The organism is Nitratifractor salsuginis DSM 16511, assembly GCF_000186245.1.
Classification (GTDB): Bacteria; Campylobacterota; Campylobacteria; order Campylobacterales; family Sulfurovaceae; genus Nitratifractor; species Nitratifractor salsuginis.
On record NC_014935.1, the window covers coordinates 1,660,842 to 1,677,511 of the forward strand.

The 16,670-nt window shown below is 52.4% G+C and carries 17 protein-coding genes, 1 rRNA gene and 1 pseudogene; 17 read left to right on the forward strand and 2 right to left on the reverse strand.

The genetic code is table 11. The features are described 5' to 3' along the window. Positions 1-84 precede the first annotated feature (84 nt). The 4 genes from NITSA_RS08420 to NITSA_RS08435 are packed head-to-tail and all read left to right on the forward strand — an operon-like array spanning position 85 to position 3,793. On the forward strand, positions 85-1,209 hold the full coding sequence (locus NITSA_RS08420) for a bifunctional 2-C-methyl-D-erythritol 4-phosphate cytidylyltransferase/2-C-methyl-D-erythritol 2,4-cyclodiphosphate synthase (RefSeq protein ID WP_013554600.1): 1,125 nt from the start codon (positions 85-87) through the stop codon (positions 1,207-1,209). Next, the gene (locus tag NITSA_RS08425) at positions 1,206-2,090 is read left to right on the forward strand and encodes a response regulator (protein WP_013554601.1); all 885 of its coding nucleotides are present in this window, start codon (positions 1,206-1,208) and stop codon (positions 2,088-2,090) included. Before NITSA_RS08420 ends, NITSA_RS08425 begins: the two co-directional genes overlap by 4 nt. Continuing rightward, positions 2,068-3,258, forward strand: a complete 1,191-nt coding sequence (locus NITSA_RS08430) for a sulfate adenylyltransferase (RefSeq protein ID WP_013554602.1) — start codon at positions 2,068-2,070, stop codon at positions 3,256-3,258. The genes NITSA_RS08425 and NITSA_RS08430 overlap by 23 nt, the downstream gene beginning before the upstream one ends. A 37-nt stretch (positions 3,259-3,295) precedes the next feature. Continuing rightward, positions 3,296-3,793 carry a phosphatidylglycerophosphatase A family protein gene (locus tag NITSA_RS08435; RefSeq protein ID WP_013554603.1) on the forward strand — a complete coding sequence of 166 codons (498 nt, stop codon included), beginning with the start codon at positions 3,296-3,298 and terminating at the stop codon, positions 3,791-3,793. Positions 3,794-3,880: 87 nt separating this feature from the next. Here NITSA_RS08435 and tnpA read toward each other — a convergent pair whose 3' ends face one another. Continuing rightward, positions 3,881-4,309 carry an IS200/IS605 family transposase gene (gene tnpA, locus NITSA_RS08440; RefSeq protein WP_013553795.1) on the reverse strand — a complete coding sequence of 143 codons (429 nt, stop codon included), beginning with the start codon at positions 4,307-4,309 and terminating at the stop codon, positions 3,881-3,883. Between the two features lie 240 nt (positions 4,310-4,549). Here tnpA and NITSA_RS08445 point away from each other — a divergent pair, with 240 nt between their 5' ends. The 13 genes and pseudogenes from NITSA_RS08445 to NITSA_RS11160 all read left to right on the forward strand — a co-directional run. Further along, complete coding sequence (locus NITSA_RS08445; protein WP_013554604.1) at positions 4,550-4,909, forward strand: DUF2089 domain-containing protein; 360 nt, start codon at positions 4,550-4,552, stop codon at positions 4,907-4,909. Further along, positions 4,899-5,567 carry a hypothetical protein gene (locus NITSA_RS11315; protein WP_013554605.1) on the forward strand — a complete coding sequence of 223 codons (669 nt, stop codon included), beginning with the start codon at positions 4,899-4,901 and terminating at the stop codon, positions 5,565-5,567. Before NITSA_RS08445 ends, NITSA_RS11315 begins: the two co-directional genes overlap by 11 nt. Next, positions 5,564-6,187 (forward strand): LemA family protein, encoded by a 624-nt coding sequence (locus NITSA_RS08455; protein ID WP_013554606.1) that lies wholly within the window; start codon positions 5,564-5,566, stop codon positions 6,185-6,187. The genes NITSA_RS11315 and NITSA_RS08455 overlap by 4 nt, the downstream gene beginning before the upstream one ends. Further along, positions 6,184-7,623, forward strand: coding sequence for a TPM domain-containing protein (locus NITSA_RS08460; RefSeq protein WP_013554607.1), 1,440 nt, complete (start codon positions 6,184-6,186; stop codon positions 7,621-7,623). The genes NITSA_RS08455 and NITSA_RS08460 overlap by 4 nt, the downstream gene beginning before the upstream one ends. After that, entirely contained in the window at positions 7,620-9,671 is a 2,052-nt protein-coding gene (locus NITSA_RS08465; protein ID WP_013554608.1) for a M16 family metallopeptidase, read from the forward strand. Before NITSA_RS08460 ends, NITSA_RS08465 begins: the two co-directional genes overlap by 4 nt. Positions 9,672-9,698: 27 nt before the next feature. Continuing rightward, complete coding sequence (locus NITSA_RS08470; protein ID WP_013554609.1) at positions 9,699-10,127, forward strand: hypothetical protein; 429 nt, start codon at positions 9,699-9,701, stop codon at positions 10,125-10,127. A gap of 26 nt (positions 10,128-10,153) precedes the next feature. Beyond that, the gene (locus tag NITSA_RS08475) at positions 10,154-10,519 is read left to right on the forward strand and encodes a hypothetical protein (RefSeq protein ID WP_148224966.1); all 366 of its coding nucleotides are present in this window, start codon (positions 10,154-10,156) and stop codon (positions 10,517-10,519) included. 756 nt (positions 10,520-11,275) lie between these two features. Beyond that, on the forward strand, positions 11,276-11,452 hold the full coding sequence (locus NITSA_RS11780; RefSeq protein ID WP_425357271.1) for an RHS repeat-associated core domain-containing protein: 177 nt from the start codon (positions 11,276-11,278) through the stop codon (positions 11,450-11,452). A gap of 76 nt (positions 11,453-11,528) precedes the next feature. Next, entirely contained in the window at positions 11,529-13,943 is a 2,415-nt protein-coding gene (locus tag NITSA_RS08490) for a heavy metal translocating P-type ATPase (protein WP_013554612.1), read from the forward strand. A 136-nt stretch (positions 13,944-14,079) separates the two neighbouring features. After that, positions 14,080-14,319 carry a cbb3-type cytochrome oxidase assembly protein CcoS gene (gene ccoS / locus NITSA_RS08495; RefSeq protein WP_013554613.1) on the forward strand — a complete coding sequence of 80 codons (240 nt, stop codon included), beginning with the start codon at positions 14,080-14,082 and terminating at the stop codon, positions 14,317-14,319. A 174-nt stretch (positions 14,320-14,493) separates the two neighbouring features. Continuing rightward, positions 14,494-15,156, forward strand: a complete 663-nt coding sequence (locus NITSA_RS08500; protein WP_013554614.1) for an outer membrane protein — start codon at positions 14,494-14,496, stop codon at positions 15,154-15,156. Positions 15,157-15,348: 192 nt separating this feature from the next. Then, positions 15,349-15,414 carry a transposase-like zinc-binding domain-containing protein gene (locus NITSA_RS11785; RefSeq protein ID WP_425357272.1) on the forward strand — a complete coding sequence of 22 codons (66 nt, stop codon included), beginning with the start codon at positions 15,349-15,351 and terminating at the stop codon, positions 15,412-15,414. A 15-nt stretch (positions 15,415-15,429) separates the two neighbouring features. Next, positions 15,430-16,230, forward strand: a pseudogene (locus NITSA_RS11160) (IS256 family transposase, variant Zn-binding type); the annotation flags it as partial. A gap of 223 nt (positions 16,231-16,453) precedes the next feature. On the opposite strand, the gene rrf reads toward NITSA_RS11160, so the two are convergent. After that, a 5S ribosomal RNA gene (gene rrf / locus NITSA_RS08510) occupies positions 16,454-16,569 on the reverse strand. Positions 16,570-16,670 lie beyond the last annotated feature (101 nt).

The following is a 16,670-nucleotide window of genomic DNA, read 5'->3' on the forward strand; positions in this document are numbered from 1 at the left end:
TACTACAATTGTCAATAGTATAGAGATAAACAGAGTATTTATTCGATACGTGAATGGATTTGATGACACCAAAAGGAACATTAAATGAATAGAATCTCCCTCATACTTTTGGCGGCAGGCAGCTCCACACGCTTCGCTTTACCCGTCAAGAAACAGTGGCTCTATCAGGGAGAGATCCCCCTTTGGCTCCACGTAGCCCGAGCCTTCGAAGCGGCGGGGGATTTCCGAGACATTATCATCACGGGCCATCCCGACGAATTGGAGTATATGCGCCAATTCGCCGACTATACCTTCGTCCCCGGCGGAGCGAGCCGGCAGGCGTCCTTGCTCAATGCCCTAAACCAGGTCCAAAGCGAATGGGTCCTGGTCAACGATATCGCGCGCTGCTGCCTCGACCGGGAAATGCTCCGTAGGGTCCTCTCCCGCTGCGGTGAAGCCGACTGCATCGTCCCCGCTCTTCCCGCGGTCGATACAGTCTACGAAGAGGGCCGTCCCATCGATCGAGAGAAGATCCGCCTCATCCAAACCCCCCAGCTGAGCCGGGCCGCCCTGCTGCGGGATGCCCTCAGCCGGGACCAGGAGTTTACCGACGAGAGCAGCGCCATTCACGCTGCCGGCGGCAAAGTCCTCCTGGTAGAGGGCTCTGCCAAAGCCCGCAAGCTCACCCATCCCCAGGACTTGAAACACCTCGAGTGCCTGATCCCCCCGGCAGCACAGACCTTCACCGGTTTCGGGATGGACATTCACGCCTTCGAGCCGGGCAAGCCGATGGTCCTGGGCGGGGTCTCTGTCGATGCCCCCGTGGGTTTCAAAGCCCACAGCGACGGTGATGTGGCGATCCACGCCCTCATCGACGCCCTGCTGGGCGCCGCCGGCATGGGGGATATCGGAGAGCATTTCCCCGACACCGACCCCCGCTGGGCGGGCGCCGACAGCACACGACTGCTCCAGACGGTCCTAGAGCGGATCCAGGGCTGCGGACTGACCCCGCTGCATGCCGACCTGACCATCATCGCCCAGGTGCCCAGACTCGGCCCCTACAAAGAGCCCATCCGCCGCAAACTGGCGAGGCTTTTGGGGCTGAGCCCCGCCCGGGTCAATGTCAAAGCGACCACCGCCGAAAAGATGGGCTTCATCGGGCGTGAAGAGGGGGTCGCGGTCCAGGCAGTCGCCACCCTGGGAATCTACGACTGGAGTCGAAAAGTATGAAAATCGTCATTATAGAAAACGAGCTCTACCTGGCCCAAAGCATCGCCGCCAAGCTTTCGGAATTCCATTTCGATACGGAGATCTACAGCTCAGTCAAAGAGGCGATGGAAGCACGGGCCGATGTCTACCTCCTCTCGACCAACCTCCCGGGGCAGAACTTCATGCCCCTGATCGAAAAGTTCCGGGACAAGAACGTCCTGCTCATGGTCAACTACATCAACAACGACACCGTGGGCGAACCCCTCAAAGCAGGAGCACGGGACTACATCGTCAAACCCTTCACCATCGAGGAGCTCCTGCGCAAAATCGAACACTTCCATGACTACCGGATGCTCCAGGAACGCAACCGCTTCTACCAGGAGTATCTCGACCACCTCTACCGGGAAGTGGAGTGCAACGTGGAAGCGGAAAGCCTTACTCTGCCCCTGGTGATCCGCACCAACTACCAGCGCGCGGCGGATAAGCTGGCCCTTCGGCTCAATCGGATCAAGAAAAACATCCTCACCCTCATCTCCCTGGACGAAGCGGGCTGGAAGGAGAAGGTGGCGGCCCTGGACAATGAGCACATCGGCTACATCATCCACCTGGAGAAGCTCAAAAAGAACGAGCGCCAGCAGCTCTTCGAACTCCTGGAGGGCAAATTGTTCCTCCTGACCGACAGTTCCGGAGAGGTGGAGACCCCCTACCCCACCCTCACCCTCACCGCCGACAACAAACTCTACGACCAGGACGAGATCCTGACCATCGACGAGTATGTCCAATACATCGTGAAAACCTTCCAATACAAATTCCCCGATACCGAACTGAGTAAAAAGCTGGGGATCTCCCGTAAAAGCCTCTGGGAAAAAAGGAAAAAGTATGACCTCTTCAAAAAGAAATAAGAGCCTCTACATCGACACCGAAGCCCTCTCGACCCTGGCCCTGGTCCAGGAGGGGCTGCTGGCCCCCGTCACGAAGCTCATGGGGCGCCGGGAAGCCGAGGAGGTTGACCGCACCCGGCAATACCAGGGGCTGCCTTTTCCCTTCTCCTTCATCCTGGCCCCCAGGGGGAAACGCAATGAAACGATCATCCCTACCCTCGAGCCGGGTGAAACCGTCGATCTGATCAACGAAGGGAAAAAGGTGGGCGAACTGACGGTGGAGGAGGTCTTTCCCATCGACCCGAAGGAGCGGCTGATCCACATCTACGGCTCGGCCGACCCCACCCATCCCGGCGTCAAAAACACGATGGCCCGCCTGGGAGAGTGGGCCGTCAGCGGTCCCTATCGGGTGGAGTATCCGCTGATCCGGGATACCGTCAACCGGATCCGCCAGATGATCCGGCGCACCGGCGCGCAGAAGATCTCGGCGATGATGCTGGCCGCCAACCCCCTCAACCGGGCCCACGAACGGATCATCCGCCAGATCCTCACCCGGGCGGACCTGGTGGTGCTCTTTTTGCGCAAACCCTTCACCGACGAAGGGCTGCGCTACGACATCCGCCACAATGCCGTGCAACTCTTCATCGACAATTTCCTCCCCCGCAACAAGGTCCTGGTGGTCCCCTTTGAGAATACTTACATCTTCGCCGGATACAACGAACTGGTCCTCGACGCTCTCCTGGCCAGGAACGCCGGCTGCAACGAACTGGTCATCGGCAAAAACCACGCCGGCCTGGGGCTCTACTACGACCAGAACCGCCTCAACACCATCTTCGATACCCTCAGCGGCCTGGATCTGGAGATCACTACCGTCGACGAGTATGTCTACTGCGATACCTGCCGAACCCTGGTAAGCACCGAGACTTGTCCCCACGGACAGCACCACCACATCCACTACCACTCCGAATCGATCATGACCCTGATCCAAAACGGGATCCTCCCCCCGCCAATCCTGGTGCGCAAGGAGATCTCCGCCAATATTCTCGCTTCCCTCTTCCCCAACCGCTTCGAAAATCTCCAGGAGACCTACTACTCCCTGATGCCCAGCAGCGGGCTGCTCGAACCCAAGAGCGACGAGCAGTTTTACGTCAAACTGATGGAGCTCTACCAGACCAGTTCCCTCACCTGATCCGACAGGAAGCGAAAAAACACCAAGGAGAAACGCTATGAACCTTTCAGAGATCTTTTTGAGCCTTTTGGGAGCGGGCAAGCTCCCCTCCCCGCGGATCAGCGCGACGGTACTCGCCTGGATCATCGGCCTGGGCCTGCTCTGGGCCCTGGGAGCAGAGAGCCTCTTCACCCTCGCTTTCGCCCTCTTCATCATCGGGATCTTCGAAATCACCAAAGAGGAGAACCGCTCAGGCGTCCACGACCCCTCCTGGATCGTCATCGACGAAGCGGTGGGAGTCTGGGTTGCTCTGAGCGTGAGCGCCTCCGCCCTGCGCTGGCTTCCCTCCTCTGCGATGAACCTCTGGCTCCTCGCCGCCGGAGCCCTGGGTGCTTACCTCCTGATGCTCCTCTTGGCCCCCTCCACCATCGGCTGGATCCGCCGTAATGTCAAAGGAGGCCTGGGAGTCATGCTCGACGACGTGCTCGCCGGCTTCGCGGCGGGACTGCTGGTGCTGCTGGCGGCCAAAGGGGCACAAGCGCTCCTGGGACATTGAGACCTGTGAATGTCTCCACCGGCTAATAGCCGGTGGCTTCAGATTACGGCTGAAAGCCGGTCATTCAGCCTGAAGGCCGTCGGTTGATCAGACAACTCGGAACTCATCATCAAGCTCTGGTGGTTGTTGGTTCTTGATATATTCCATCCAGACTTCATCGGTCACATTTCCACTCGTTGCAACCCAGTATCCTCTCGCCCACAAATGCTGCCCCCAATACCGCTTCTTCAGCATCCGAAATTCACTCATCAATTTATGCGAACTCTTCCCTTTCAAATATTGCACTGCCTTTGATACGGACATATTTGGCGGTATCCCTATCAACAAATGTACATGATCCCGATTGATGGATCCTGCATAAATCACCATCTCCCGACTCATCGCAATCTCACGTAACAAATCTCGGCATCGGTACCCCACATCCCCTTTTAAGACGGGATAACGGTATTTTGTCGTCCACACGAGATGGTATTTACAGTCCCATACTGTATGCCCACCATTTCTATACTCTTGCATCTTTCAAGCATACCATATCCCGGCCGCCTAAAGGCGTGGGGTTTACGGATCCCCGATGGGGGACTCTAAAAATTCACACCCCATAGCCGCCCAGATCAGCTCAACTCTGTACTCTCCCCCAAGCAACTCTTGCATAAACTTTGGAAATGTTTCCCTTGATCTTATTCTGTGTGTTAGATTTGTATTTGAATATAATTAAAATTCAGGATATAATTTTTTAATTATATTAAAAGGCTATAGATGAAAGAGTGCCCCATCTGCCATGAACCGCTCCAGGCGGTGAAGCTTCGATGCGATGCATGCAAGACCGCATACGAAGGGGAATTCATCCTTCCCAGGCTTGCTCGCCTCGATGCCCAATTCCAACGTTTGGCCGAGACCCTCATCGAGTATGGCGGCAATCTCAAAGAGATGAGCGAAGCCCTCGATATCAGCTATCCCACCCTCAAAAAGAGGCTCAATGCCCTCTCCCTGGCCCTCAAGAAACTCAAAGAGCATGACGAACAGACGATCACAGAGATCCTCGAAGCCATCGAAAGCGGCACAATCTCGGCCAAAGAGGGAATCCGACGTATCAAGGAGATCAACGGTGAACTATGAAGAACGAATCCGGCAAATGCTGGCAAAAGGGATCCTCGACGAAAAAGAGGCCATCGAGCTGCGCGGTTCCCTCCAAAGCCGCCCCGCCGATGATCTCCCCCCGAGATCCCACACCATGGAGTGGATCGGGGTGTTTCTGTTGGAGAGTATGATCCTGCTCTTTTGGCTCGTCACAGGCACGGCCTCCGCTCCCCAGGCTGTCGAAGATGTCCGTCAAAACCTCAATGCCCCGGTGCAAAGCGGCATAGCGGGCTACGCCCTTTTTGGAATCGTCCTGCTGCTGTGGACTTGTGTGGCTTACGTGGTACTTTATCTGCTTGCCAGGCTCTCCTATGCCGCTCTGGGTAAAAAAGCGGCGCGACTGGGGCAACTGGATGCCGAGGAGGAGCATCTGCTTTTGATGCAGGAGGCCCTGGAGAAAAAAGCCGGCAGATCCAAGCAGGAGGAGCCTTCCGCCGATCGCCGTGAATTTGTCCTTCGCCTCGACCCCGACGAAAATCCCGTCGATTCCTGGCGATACGAGCTGGAGACGGCTCTACGGCAATGTCGAAACGAGCGGGCCGAAACCCGAAGCGAATATCTCCGGCTGCGCCGGGGGCTTGTCGGTGCCCTGGCCAGGCTGATCGGGCCATTACCAAGCAACAAGGAGGAAGAATGAAAGAGAATGAAATCACGCGGAGCAAACGGGGCGTAGGAGCCTACCTCCTCATCGTGCTGGGGCTGCTGGCGGCGGGGATGCTGATCTGGTTCATCCTGAGCTACAACACCCTGGTGGCCAAAGAAGAGGCGGTCAAAACCGCCTGGTCGCAAGTAGAGAGCAATCTCCAGCGCAAGGTCGATCTGCTGCCCAACCTGGTCAAAACCGTCAAAGCCTACGCCAAACACGAACGCGACCTCTACACGAAGATCGCCGCACTGCGCGCCCAGGCCGCTTCGGTGCTCAAAGAGAGTTCCAGCGGCCCCGACGAAACGCGGCTCGCCAAACTCGACACCCTGCAAAAAGCGCTGCGGAAACAGACCGCCCGGCTCTTCGCCGTGGCGGAAAATTACCCCGTTCTGCGCTCTTCGGAGCAGTTTTTGCAGTTGCAATCCCAGATCGAGGGAGCCGAGAACCGCATCAACATCACCCGTATGCAGTTCAACGAAGCGGTCGGGGATTTCAACCGCTATATGCGCACCTTTCCCGCCAGCATCGTGGCGGGCTTCGCCCACTTCCGGCGCAAAGCCTATTTCAAAGCCGCACCCGGCTCAGAAAAACCCCTGGAGCTGAATCTATGAAAACCCTGGTCAAAACCCTGATCTTCCTGACGATCTCCACCCTCTTCATCGGCTGCCAAAATCAGGCGGAGAACTCCCGGAGCGTGGCCTCACAGGCTCCGGCCGCACAGATCATCTACGACGATGCCGCCGTACTGCTGGACAATGACAGATTCGTCCGGGAATTCACCCGATACAACCGCTGGCTCAAAAAGCGTTATGACATCGATTTCAGAGTCGTAACCACCATCGACGACGGCGATATCGACCTTTACGCCAACCGCCGCTTCAACACACTGATGAAAGAGAGCCGCAGCCACAGCGGTAAAGCCCTTCTCCTGGTGATCAACCCCGTTCAGGACAAGGTGCGCCTGGAGGTTTCGGAAGCGCTGGAGCCCATCTTCACCGACGCTTTTGTTAGCTACATCGAGCGCAAGGGCTTCATCCCCTATTTCCGCGACCAATCCATCGCCGAAGGGGTCTTTATGGCAATGGAGCTGATCAAAGACCGGCTCAACGACGCAGCGGCCGGCAAAGAGTTTCTCCCGCCCATGAAGACCAAATCGATCGGAGGCGGGGCCAAAAACAAAGCCCACATCGGACAAAAAGACCCCCACGCCAAAGAGGGGGCCCAAGTGACGGTCAAGGCAGCCGAACCCCCCAAAGCCGTCCTGAAACGCTACCTCAACGAGGTACTCAAAAAGCACAACAAAAACCCCGACCTCGACATCTACACCGAGGCAAGCAGGAAGTTTTTTCACCATTGGACCGTCACCGAGGTCAACCAGAACAACGAAGTGCGCTTCCTCTCCCCCTGTATCGACCGGATGGAGACCCTCTACAACCCCGATCGAACTCATGCGGTGCTTGCCGTACTCCCCTACGACAAAAACCGCAAATGCTCTCCCTACTTTTTCAGGAAAGAAGAGGGCAAATGGAGGCTCGACATCGCCACGATGGCCCAGGTGCTGCATTTCAATACCCAGATGCAGTGGCATTTCGACACGGCCAAACGCCTTCAGGGGGAAGGGATCTATTACGCTTACGCTTTCGACGGCTACGGAATAGGCCGTAACGGCTACCTCTATACCCCCGATAAACCGAAGCCCAAAGATACGCGATGGGGCTTCTGGGTTCGGGGCTACTACCACCCCGGGGACCGCCGGGAGGATGTCCGGGCCTGGATCCGTTACGTCTGGCCGGGCTCCCCGGCACAGGTGCGCCTCGGCCTGGAGAGGGGAGACAAGATCTACGCCGTCGGGGAAGGTCCCACACGCATCGAAAATGCGACCCACCGGCAATTTATGGACTATATGAAAAACATCCCCAGCGGAGAAATCGCCACCGTCGTCGTGGAGCACTACTACCTCAACGGCAAAGAGACTTACGACTTCGACGCAGTACTCAAGCCTGATGTGCAGTTCAAATATGAAACCAAAAGGGGGATCGCACCGTGAGCGGAACCGAAAAATTAATGCGCTTTTTCAAAAGATCGACCATCGCATTGCTGCTTGCCACCTATGGCATAACAGCGATGGCCGCTTCGACTACATCGGAGAACAACCAAAGCTCCCATACCCACCCCGACCCGTTCAAAAGGGTGATCTACTATCGACTCCCCAACGGGATGCAGGTCTATCTGCTTCCCGACCCCAAGGCATCAAAAGTCCAGGCCGAAGTCGATGTCGGAGTGGGATACGACAATGAAAACGAAAAGAATTACGGCCTCTCCCACCTGGTGGAGCATATGGTCTTCCGCGACCGGCGCATCCCCCATCACGACTATCTCGACTACATCAAAGACCAGGGCGGCACCGGGGTCAATGCAAGCACCAAACGTTACGAGACCGACTACTACGCCACCATCGCGCCCCCCAAGGCCGAGTGGCTCATTCAAAGCTTCGCGCAGATGCTGCTGGATAAGAACCTCACCCAGGAGGATCTGAACGTCGAGAAAAAAGCCCTCCAGATCGAGATCGGTGAACCTCACTTGATCTATCAGATTTTCTATAAGATCGGCCGTCTCATCCAGACCATCACTCCCCCATCGGAGGATCTCTACCGTGACTGGTTTTCGCTCCCCAAACAAAAAGAACTCCCCTCCCCCTACATCGCCCAGATCAACAACCGACGCTTTACCCTCGGCGATGTTCTCAGGCGCTACCGTACCTACTACTACCCGGCCAATATGAAACTTTTCGTCGCCGGGAACTTCGACCCCGAGCGTATGCGGCAAACCATCCGGGAGAGTTTCGGCAAAACTAAACGCCGCGGGACCCTCAGCGTCAGCGAACCCCACCCCCAACCGCGGCTGCCGAAGAAACCCTACGCCGCCTATAATCTGGGCTCCCCCAAGAGCTACGCCAGTGTCGCGACGATGTTTGTGATGAAGGATTACCGTCGCTATCTGATCCTCGATGCCTATACCGATATGCTGGCCGAGCGACTCCAGCAGCAACTGCGCAACCGCGCGGGGAAGACCTATACCGTCAGCGCCACCTCCTTCGGCCGGGGATATGCCCAGGTGATGGGGATTTCCCTCGACGGCCCCCACCGCAGTTTCGACGCCAACATCCACGCCGCCGAAGCGATGATCTCCGCCGACCGCCAAAAGATGCCGCACCCCCTCATCGAAAAGACGCTCTGGAGGTATGAAAAAGAGAATTTCACTGACATCGAGCACGACACCGATACACTGATGAGTATGCTGGGAGCCATGCAATACCTGCGGGAAGATTTCAATATCACCGACAAAACCCCCTACGATCTCTTCAAGTCGATCACCCCCGAGACCTTCGCCCGAACGGTTTCGGAAGCTTTCGCTCCCCGGCACCGCTATCTGAAGGTCTGGAGGGATTACGCCTTCTTCCCCATGGAGCTTGTGGCTATGAGCCTGCTGACTTTAATTCTTTTTATCCTGACCATAGTCTTCTACCCCTCATGGCTGATGAGGATCAAGGGAATACGCTTCACCCAACGGGACGTCAGACTGAGTCGCCGTCTCAGCAGCCGTTTCACCGGGACGCTCATTTTCATCGTCACCTACCTCCTCGCCGCGCTGGCCGAAGGGTGGGTCATCTACCTGGTGGGCAAATGGATCTTTCACGATCCCTACTGGGTCGAACGCATCGACGCGCCCCTGGGGCATCTCATATGGTTCCTGGAGTTCTTCCTCTTTTTGGCCCTCTATGTGGGTCTTTACTACCTCCTCTGGCGCTATTACGCCAAACTCTTTGTCACGGATGACAGGATGATCGCCCTGGGCAACCGCGTACTCGCCATCGACAAGGACCAGATCGCCGCCATCGACGTCGTCCCCGCCCGGGAACGAAAATGGCGACGAACCCTGGGTGCGATGCTCCGCTTCTACAAACCGGTGGTCAAACTCACCCTCAAAGACGGAAAAATCTACTATCTACGCAACTCCAATGCCCAGGAGCTCAAAGAGGACCTGGAGCGATGGATGCAAGAGCAAAGAGGGAAAAGGGAAGAAACCACCCAATGAAAAACGGCTTAGAGCCGGAGGAGTCTTATGCCTGCTAATAACATTGTTTTGTCAGACTATTACAGCGACAAACTGTATCTCTACGACTTGGATAAAAATGTCTTACTCCTGCTGGAAAACAGTATCAAGCATGACAAGTTCACTGGCTGGGTGGCTTTTGAAAAATGTGGGTTGTTTAAAAAGAAAATCGTCACAACAGGATTGTTTTATCTAAATGGAGAAGTTTTTTTCATCTGGGATAAAAAATACTATAGAATGAATAATGATATTGCAATTAAAATAAATGATTTCTACTTTTTGATAAGATTAGTAAAGATAAAAATCAATAATACAGTAGATTATCTTTGTAAACAGTGGTCAAAAGATATCGATCCGTTTGAAATGGATGATTTCTTTTACTTTTTTGAATATTCTGCAAAACATAATTTTGAGAATATTAAATCTTTAAGAAGATGACCTATACAAAGTTGAAAATTATTAAAATGATATTCTTGATATCAGTTTTCTTTTTATTTGGATGCAACAAGAAAGATACTTGTGTATATAATATTGAATCAAAAAATGATATGATCTTATTCTACAAAAAATTTAATATTTATGACTTGAAAACTAAGGTTAGACAAAATGACAATTATATAAAAAAATTTTTATGCTTAAAAGGTTTAAGTGAAAAAATCCCTGGCATTGATGATGAAAATATTATATTGAAGCAGGGGTACATATGTGTTGGTATTAATGATGCAAATGCGACAAAGGAAAATTCCACTAAAGTTCTGAAACTTTATGAATATGAAAAAAAATATAATTTGCTTCTACTTTCCAGTTTAAAGACGGGGGATTCTTATTAACAATAACTACTTGAAAATTTGGGGATGCCACTATTGGTATCTGGGCTTTTTCAACAGGGTATTTTTTGGGTCCTTTGGCGAATTATTTATTAAAGGTAGTCTAGAATGATATATCTCATACTCATTTTCATCGTTGTGATCTTTGCACTTATTTATGACAGATTGAAATATACTAGTGTACGAGATTGGATGTCGGAAATTGAAAAGCATTTTGCGGAAATCTGCAAAAAAGATATTAGTTATATTCCCGAGGAATATAATCTTTTATCAAAAAAGCAAAAAACACTTTCTTGACAATCTATCAAAATACTTGAATTGTGAACAGCTCCCATATCTGTTGGATCAAAAGATCTATAATATATTTTGTCTTCCCATAAAAAATACAAATTAAAATATCACTTTAAATAAATTTCTTTTTAGGCATAATGATCATTATTGTTCTCATGCTGTTTATGATTAGTTGTATTTTATAGACAGGCAATATCAGAAATACATAGAAATATACAAAAATATAAATATTTATGTACTCAATATTAAGTTGTTTGGTAAAGAAAAAATCGACGATGAAGAATTATTACATACAATTTTGGATATGACTTTAAAAGATTTTGTAATAAGATTTAGTGTTTTATACAATTACGATACCAAACAAACCTAATCCGAGAACCTCGCCCGCCATAGGGCTCCATCGTAGTCCTGACCGACAGCAGCGGAGAAGTAGTAGAATCCTTTACCTACGACAACCACTATGGTAAAATCCTAAGCCATACCAGGAGTGTAGAGACCAACAACCCCTACGCCTACACCGGCAGGGAGTTTGACACCCAAGAGCTCTACTACTACCGCGCCCGCTATTATGATCCTACGATTCAGAGATTCATCAGCGAGGATCCGATCGGGTTTGCGAGCGGGGATTTTAACTGGTATCGGTAAATCACCCTCATCTATGTCCGAGCAAAGATTTACCCTTTTTGGCTAAAATGCCCCATCTATAGTTTGGAGCGTTCGATTGGCCAGAGTCCCCTGTACCCACTGTCATCTGGAGTTTGACGAATCGGTAATGATCACCGAAGAGGAGAAGGGCAAAAAGCTCCACTTCTGCTGCCGCGGCTGCCAGGGGGTTTACCATCTGCTCAAAGAGGAGGGGTTGGAGAGCTTCTACGACAAGCTCGGCAACCAGACCCTCGAACCGGCCGAGACCGCCCTCAAAAAAGGCGAAGAGCTGGCCCGTTTCGACCTGGAGGGCTTTCACAAGAAATATGTCCGCACCACGCCGGAGGGGTTCAACGAGATCCACCTCATCATCGAGGGAATCCACTGCTCCGCCTGTGTCTGGCTCAACGAAAAGGTGCTCCACCAGACCCCCGGCATCATCGAAGCGACCATCAACTACTCCAACAACAAAGCCAAGGTGGTCTGGGACCCCGAACAGATCAAACTCTCCCAGATCATCGAGACCATCCGCAATATCGGCTACAACGCCTACCCCTACGACCCGGCGCTCCAGGAGGAGCGGGCCGTCAAGACCCGCAACGACTACTACTCCCGCATCCTCGTCGGCGTCTTCGCCACAATGAACATTATGTGGATCGCCATCGCCCAATACGCCGGCTACTTCACCGGGATGGAGCAGGGACACAAAAACATCCTCAATATCGCCGAATTCATCCTGGCTACCCCCACCCTCTTCTACAGCGGCTGGATCTTCTTTCGGGGGGCCTGGTACGGACTCAAGAACCGCCTCATCAATATGGACGTCCTGGTGGCCACCGGCGCCACCCTGGCCTACCTCTACTCCATCTACGCGATGATCACCCACAAAGGGGAAGTCTACTTCGACTCGGTGACGATGATCATCACCTTCGTCCTGGTGGGCAAATACCTCGAAGTGCTGAGCAAAAAGCAGGCCGCCGACACCCTCGATCGGATCATCGGCTCCATGCCTACCGAGGCTATGGTGGTCAAAGCCGACGGATCCAAAGCCCTTGTCAGCGTGGAGAATATCGAGATCGGGGACCTCATCGAACTCAAACCGGGGGAGAAAGTGGCCGTAGACGGTATCCTGCGCAGCGGCAAAGCCCTCTTCGACGAGAGTTCCCTCACCGGCGAGAGCGAACCGGTCTTCAAGGAGCCCGGCGACGAGATCCTCAGCGGGACCATCTGCCTCGATTCGGTGGTACGCTACGAGGCGACCAAGCGGGCCGGCGATTCGCTGCTGAGCCAGATCACCGAGCTGCTCAGCGACGCCGTGACCAAAAAGCCCCGAATCGAACAGCTGGCCAACGTGGTCTCAGGCTACTTCTCCGTGGCGATCCTGAGCATTGCCCTGCTCACCTTTGCCGGCTGGTATTGGCACAGCGGCTCCTTTGAGACGGCGCTCATCGTCGCCATCAGCGTTATCGTCATCGCCTGCCCCTGTGCTCTGGGCCTGGCCACCCCGATGGCGACCCTGGTGGGTATCGGCCGGGCCGCCAAAGAGGGAATCCTCTTCAAAGAGGCGGCGCAATTGGAGACGATGGCCAAAAGCGACCTTTTGGCACTGGACAAGACCGGTACCATCACCGAAGGGCGCCCCAGCGTCCTCTCGATCAAAACCTATGAGAGCTTCGACCCCGCCGAGCTTTTGGCACTGGTGCATAGCTCCAACCACCCCGTCAGTCGGGGGATCGAACGCTATTTGCTGGAGCATTATGAGAATCTGGCCGAGATCAAACTCAGCGAACTCAAGAGCATCGAAGCCAAAGGAGTCACGGCGCTCTGCGACGGCAAAAAGCTGGCCGGGGGCAACCGGGAGCTGATGCAAAGCCTGGGGATCGCCTGCGACTTCGAAAGCGAGCATACACTTTTCGTCTATGCCGTCGACGGCAAAATCGCCGCAGAATTCGAGCTGCGCGACCGCATCCGCCCCGGTATCCGGGAAGTGATTACCCACCTCAAAGCGATGGGGATCTGGGTGGTGATGCTCACCGGAGATCACGAAGCCAGTGCCAAAAAAGTGGCGGAAGAAGTAGGGATCGAAGAGGTCCACGCCAGGCTCCTGCCCCAGGAAAAGGCGGAGAAGATCCAAGGCTACCACGAAGAGGGGCACATCGTCGTCATGGCTGGCGACGGAATCAACGACGCCGTGGCCCTTGCCTCCAGCGATATCGCCATCGCTATGGGCAGCGGCGCCGATGTGGCTATCGAAGTGAGCGATGTGGTACTCCTGGAAGACAAGCCCGAAAGCCTCCTGGCCGCCTACCGGATCGGTCGGCAAACCTTCCGCACCGTCAAACAGAATCTTGGCTTTTCACTGCTTTATAACCTCGTGGCCGTCCCTCTGGCGGTGCTGGGCTTCGTCAACCCCCTTGTCGCTGCCCTCTCGATGAGCCTCAGTTCCCTCTTCGTTGTGGGGAACTCGACGAGAATCAAACTAAAGAAATGAGGAATGAGGAATGAGGAATGAGGAATTTCGGTTTGCGTTGCTTTGCAACGCCTCTATTGGAATCGTCACCGAAGGTGATACCGATTCCCAATGACCGGCGCAAAAATTTGCGCCTTCGACTAAAAGGAGAACGACAATGAGCGATTCGATTATGGCCCTGATGCTTGGGGTCTCCACTTTTCTCGGAGCCCTGGGACTCATCGCCCTGCTCTGGGGACTGCGCAGCGGGCAATTCGAGGACCAGAGCAAATTCCTCGACGGCGCACGCTTCGACGGTGAAGAGGAGCTCAAAGATGCCGTGATGATGGAACGGAAGAAAAAAGAGGCGCTTGAAAAGAAGAAGAAAAAAGAAAAAGAGTATCGGCCGGTCGATTGAACCCGATAATTTGTTTCATCTCTTCATTTTTTATTATCCCACTCCATAAGATGGGATCTATCTACAATCAAATACATTATGAACTTCTAAATATTCCAATATAAATAATTTGGTTTAATTTTGATTTAACATCTTTTGTGCGATCATAAAGCGATTCTAAAAAAAGGAGTTAAAATGAGAAGGGTTATATTTTCGTTAACAACAGCTGTCGCATTGAGTAGTTTCGCAATGGCAGGAGGAGACATCGTTCCTGTCGCTCCCGCACCTGCCGATAGTTGGAGCGGCTTCTACGTCGGTCTGCAGGCGGGAGGAATCTGGGGAAATGCGGATGTAAATATCCCCGCCTATCCCAGCAATTTCAGCCTCGACCCCGATGGATTCGGAGGTGGAGTTTATGCCGGTTATAATTGGCTGCTGGAGAACGACTTTCTTATTGGCCTCGAAGTTGCAGGTAATTTCATCTCTGCAGATGATGAAGGCCTTAGTGGTGGTATGGGTGGAGAAAAGTACAAAGTCGAACAGAACTGGGATGCTGCGATTCTTTTGAGAATCGGTAAAGTGATCGATGATACATGGATGCCTTACGTAACCGGTGGTGTTGCGTGGACAGAGCTGGAAACTTCCTATATTCCCGATGGGGGGTGGGGTAGCAAAAAGGATACTGTCAACGGATGGACCATTGGCGCCGGTGTAGAAATGAAGCTGACGACAAATATCCATGCCCGTATCGAGTATCGCTATACAGATTATGATACGGCACAGTTTGTACATGCCGGTCCTTCTAATGTCGATTATAATGATAACCGGGTAATGGTGGGTATCAGCTACCGTTTTTAAATGCAGCTTTCTCTTAATTCCACCTGTACTAAGGTGGAATTAACTACCAATTATCAATTGAGACTCTAATTCCATCCTTTTTTTATATTTCGAGCTAAAGCGGTTTTTCGGGTTGCTAAAAATCCTCTATAGCTTCGGTAATATAGGGTCTAAAAAGGACTTTTTTACAGATGGCTTGTAAAAAAGTGCCCTATATGCGGTTCCCGGCAGACGAAAAAGAATGGGAAAAGAGCCGGAATTCAGCGCTATTTTTGTTAAAGCTGTCGGCATGGCTTTTCTTCAAGTAGACGTCCTTCCCGAATACAGAAACAACTTTTTATTGCCTACTTCTATGAACACCAAACCCTCAAAGCCTTATCCCGGACCTATCATAAGGATCGGGAGTGGATTCAACGTCAGATTCATAGCTATGAACCGCAGAAGGCTTTACCTCGTCCCAGGCCGGTCACTTTGGTCATCGATGCGACATTCTTCGGAAAACGGGGAGAAGGCTTTGGTGTTCTTGTGGCCAAGGATGTTCTGAGTGGCCAACCAGTAGCGTATCGTTTTATTCAGACTGAGACACTCAATGAATATGCGATGATTCGTCAAAGCCTTCTCGATCAGGGCTTTGTAATTCAGGCAGCGACCGTCGATGGCCGACGGGGATTATTCGGGCTCTTTGCTGATCTTCCGGTTCAAATGTGCCACTTTCACCAACAGGCGATATTGACCCGTTATCTTACGCGCAGACCCACCTATCAAGCTTCCAGGGATCTCAAACGTATTGCATCATATCTCGGCAAAACCACTCCCTGTCGTTTCCGTTATATGCCAGAAGCTTGGCTTCAGAGACACAAGGACTTCTATGAAGAGAAAACGGAAGATGATTCTCCTCGCGGATGGCACTACACCCACGATCGACTCCGTTCAGCCTATCGAAGTCTTGAACGCAATCTTCTTTATCTTTTCACTTATAAAACTCATTCTCATCTTGGCATTGCCAATACGACCAATGCTCTGGATGGGGGGCTCTTCTCTCCGATGAAATCCTTACTGAAAGTTCATCGGGGTTCAGTGATACGTTTATATTGATCAAGCTCGCAACTATCCTGTGAATAGATATGAATCGGCTCAAACACATTCTTTGGCATCTAGAGACTGTCCAACTCCATTGATATGCTTTATATGATATCCGAATAATATGCACAATGGCCTGAACCAGATTTGGTCAAGAAAAATTATTTTGGAAGTTCTTACAAGTAAAAAACATTATAAATAGAACAATAGGGAGATTAAAAAATAAGAGGATATCTCAGGGTGGCGTCGACCTACGTTCCCACAGACGTAGTCTGCAGTATCATCGGCGCTGAGAGGCTTAACTTCCGGGTTCGGAATGGAGCCGGGTGTGACCCTCTCGCCAGCGACACCACCGAGAGAGAGAAACACATCGTAATGTGCTTGTCTCTCTCGGGAGAGGTAACTTAGTATTGTTAAGAGTCCGGGTAATGCATACACGATCAAACGCTCAAGAT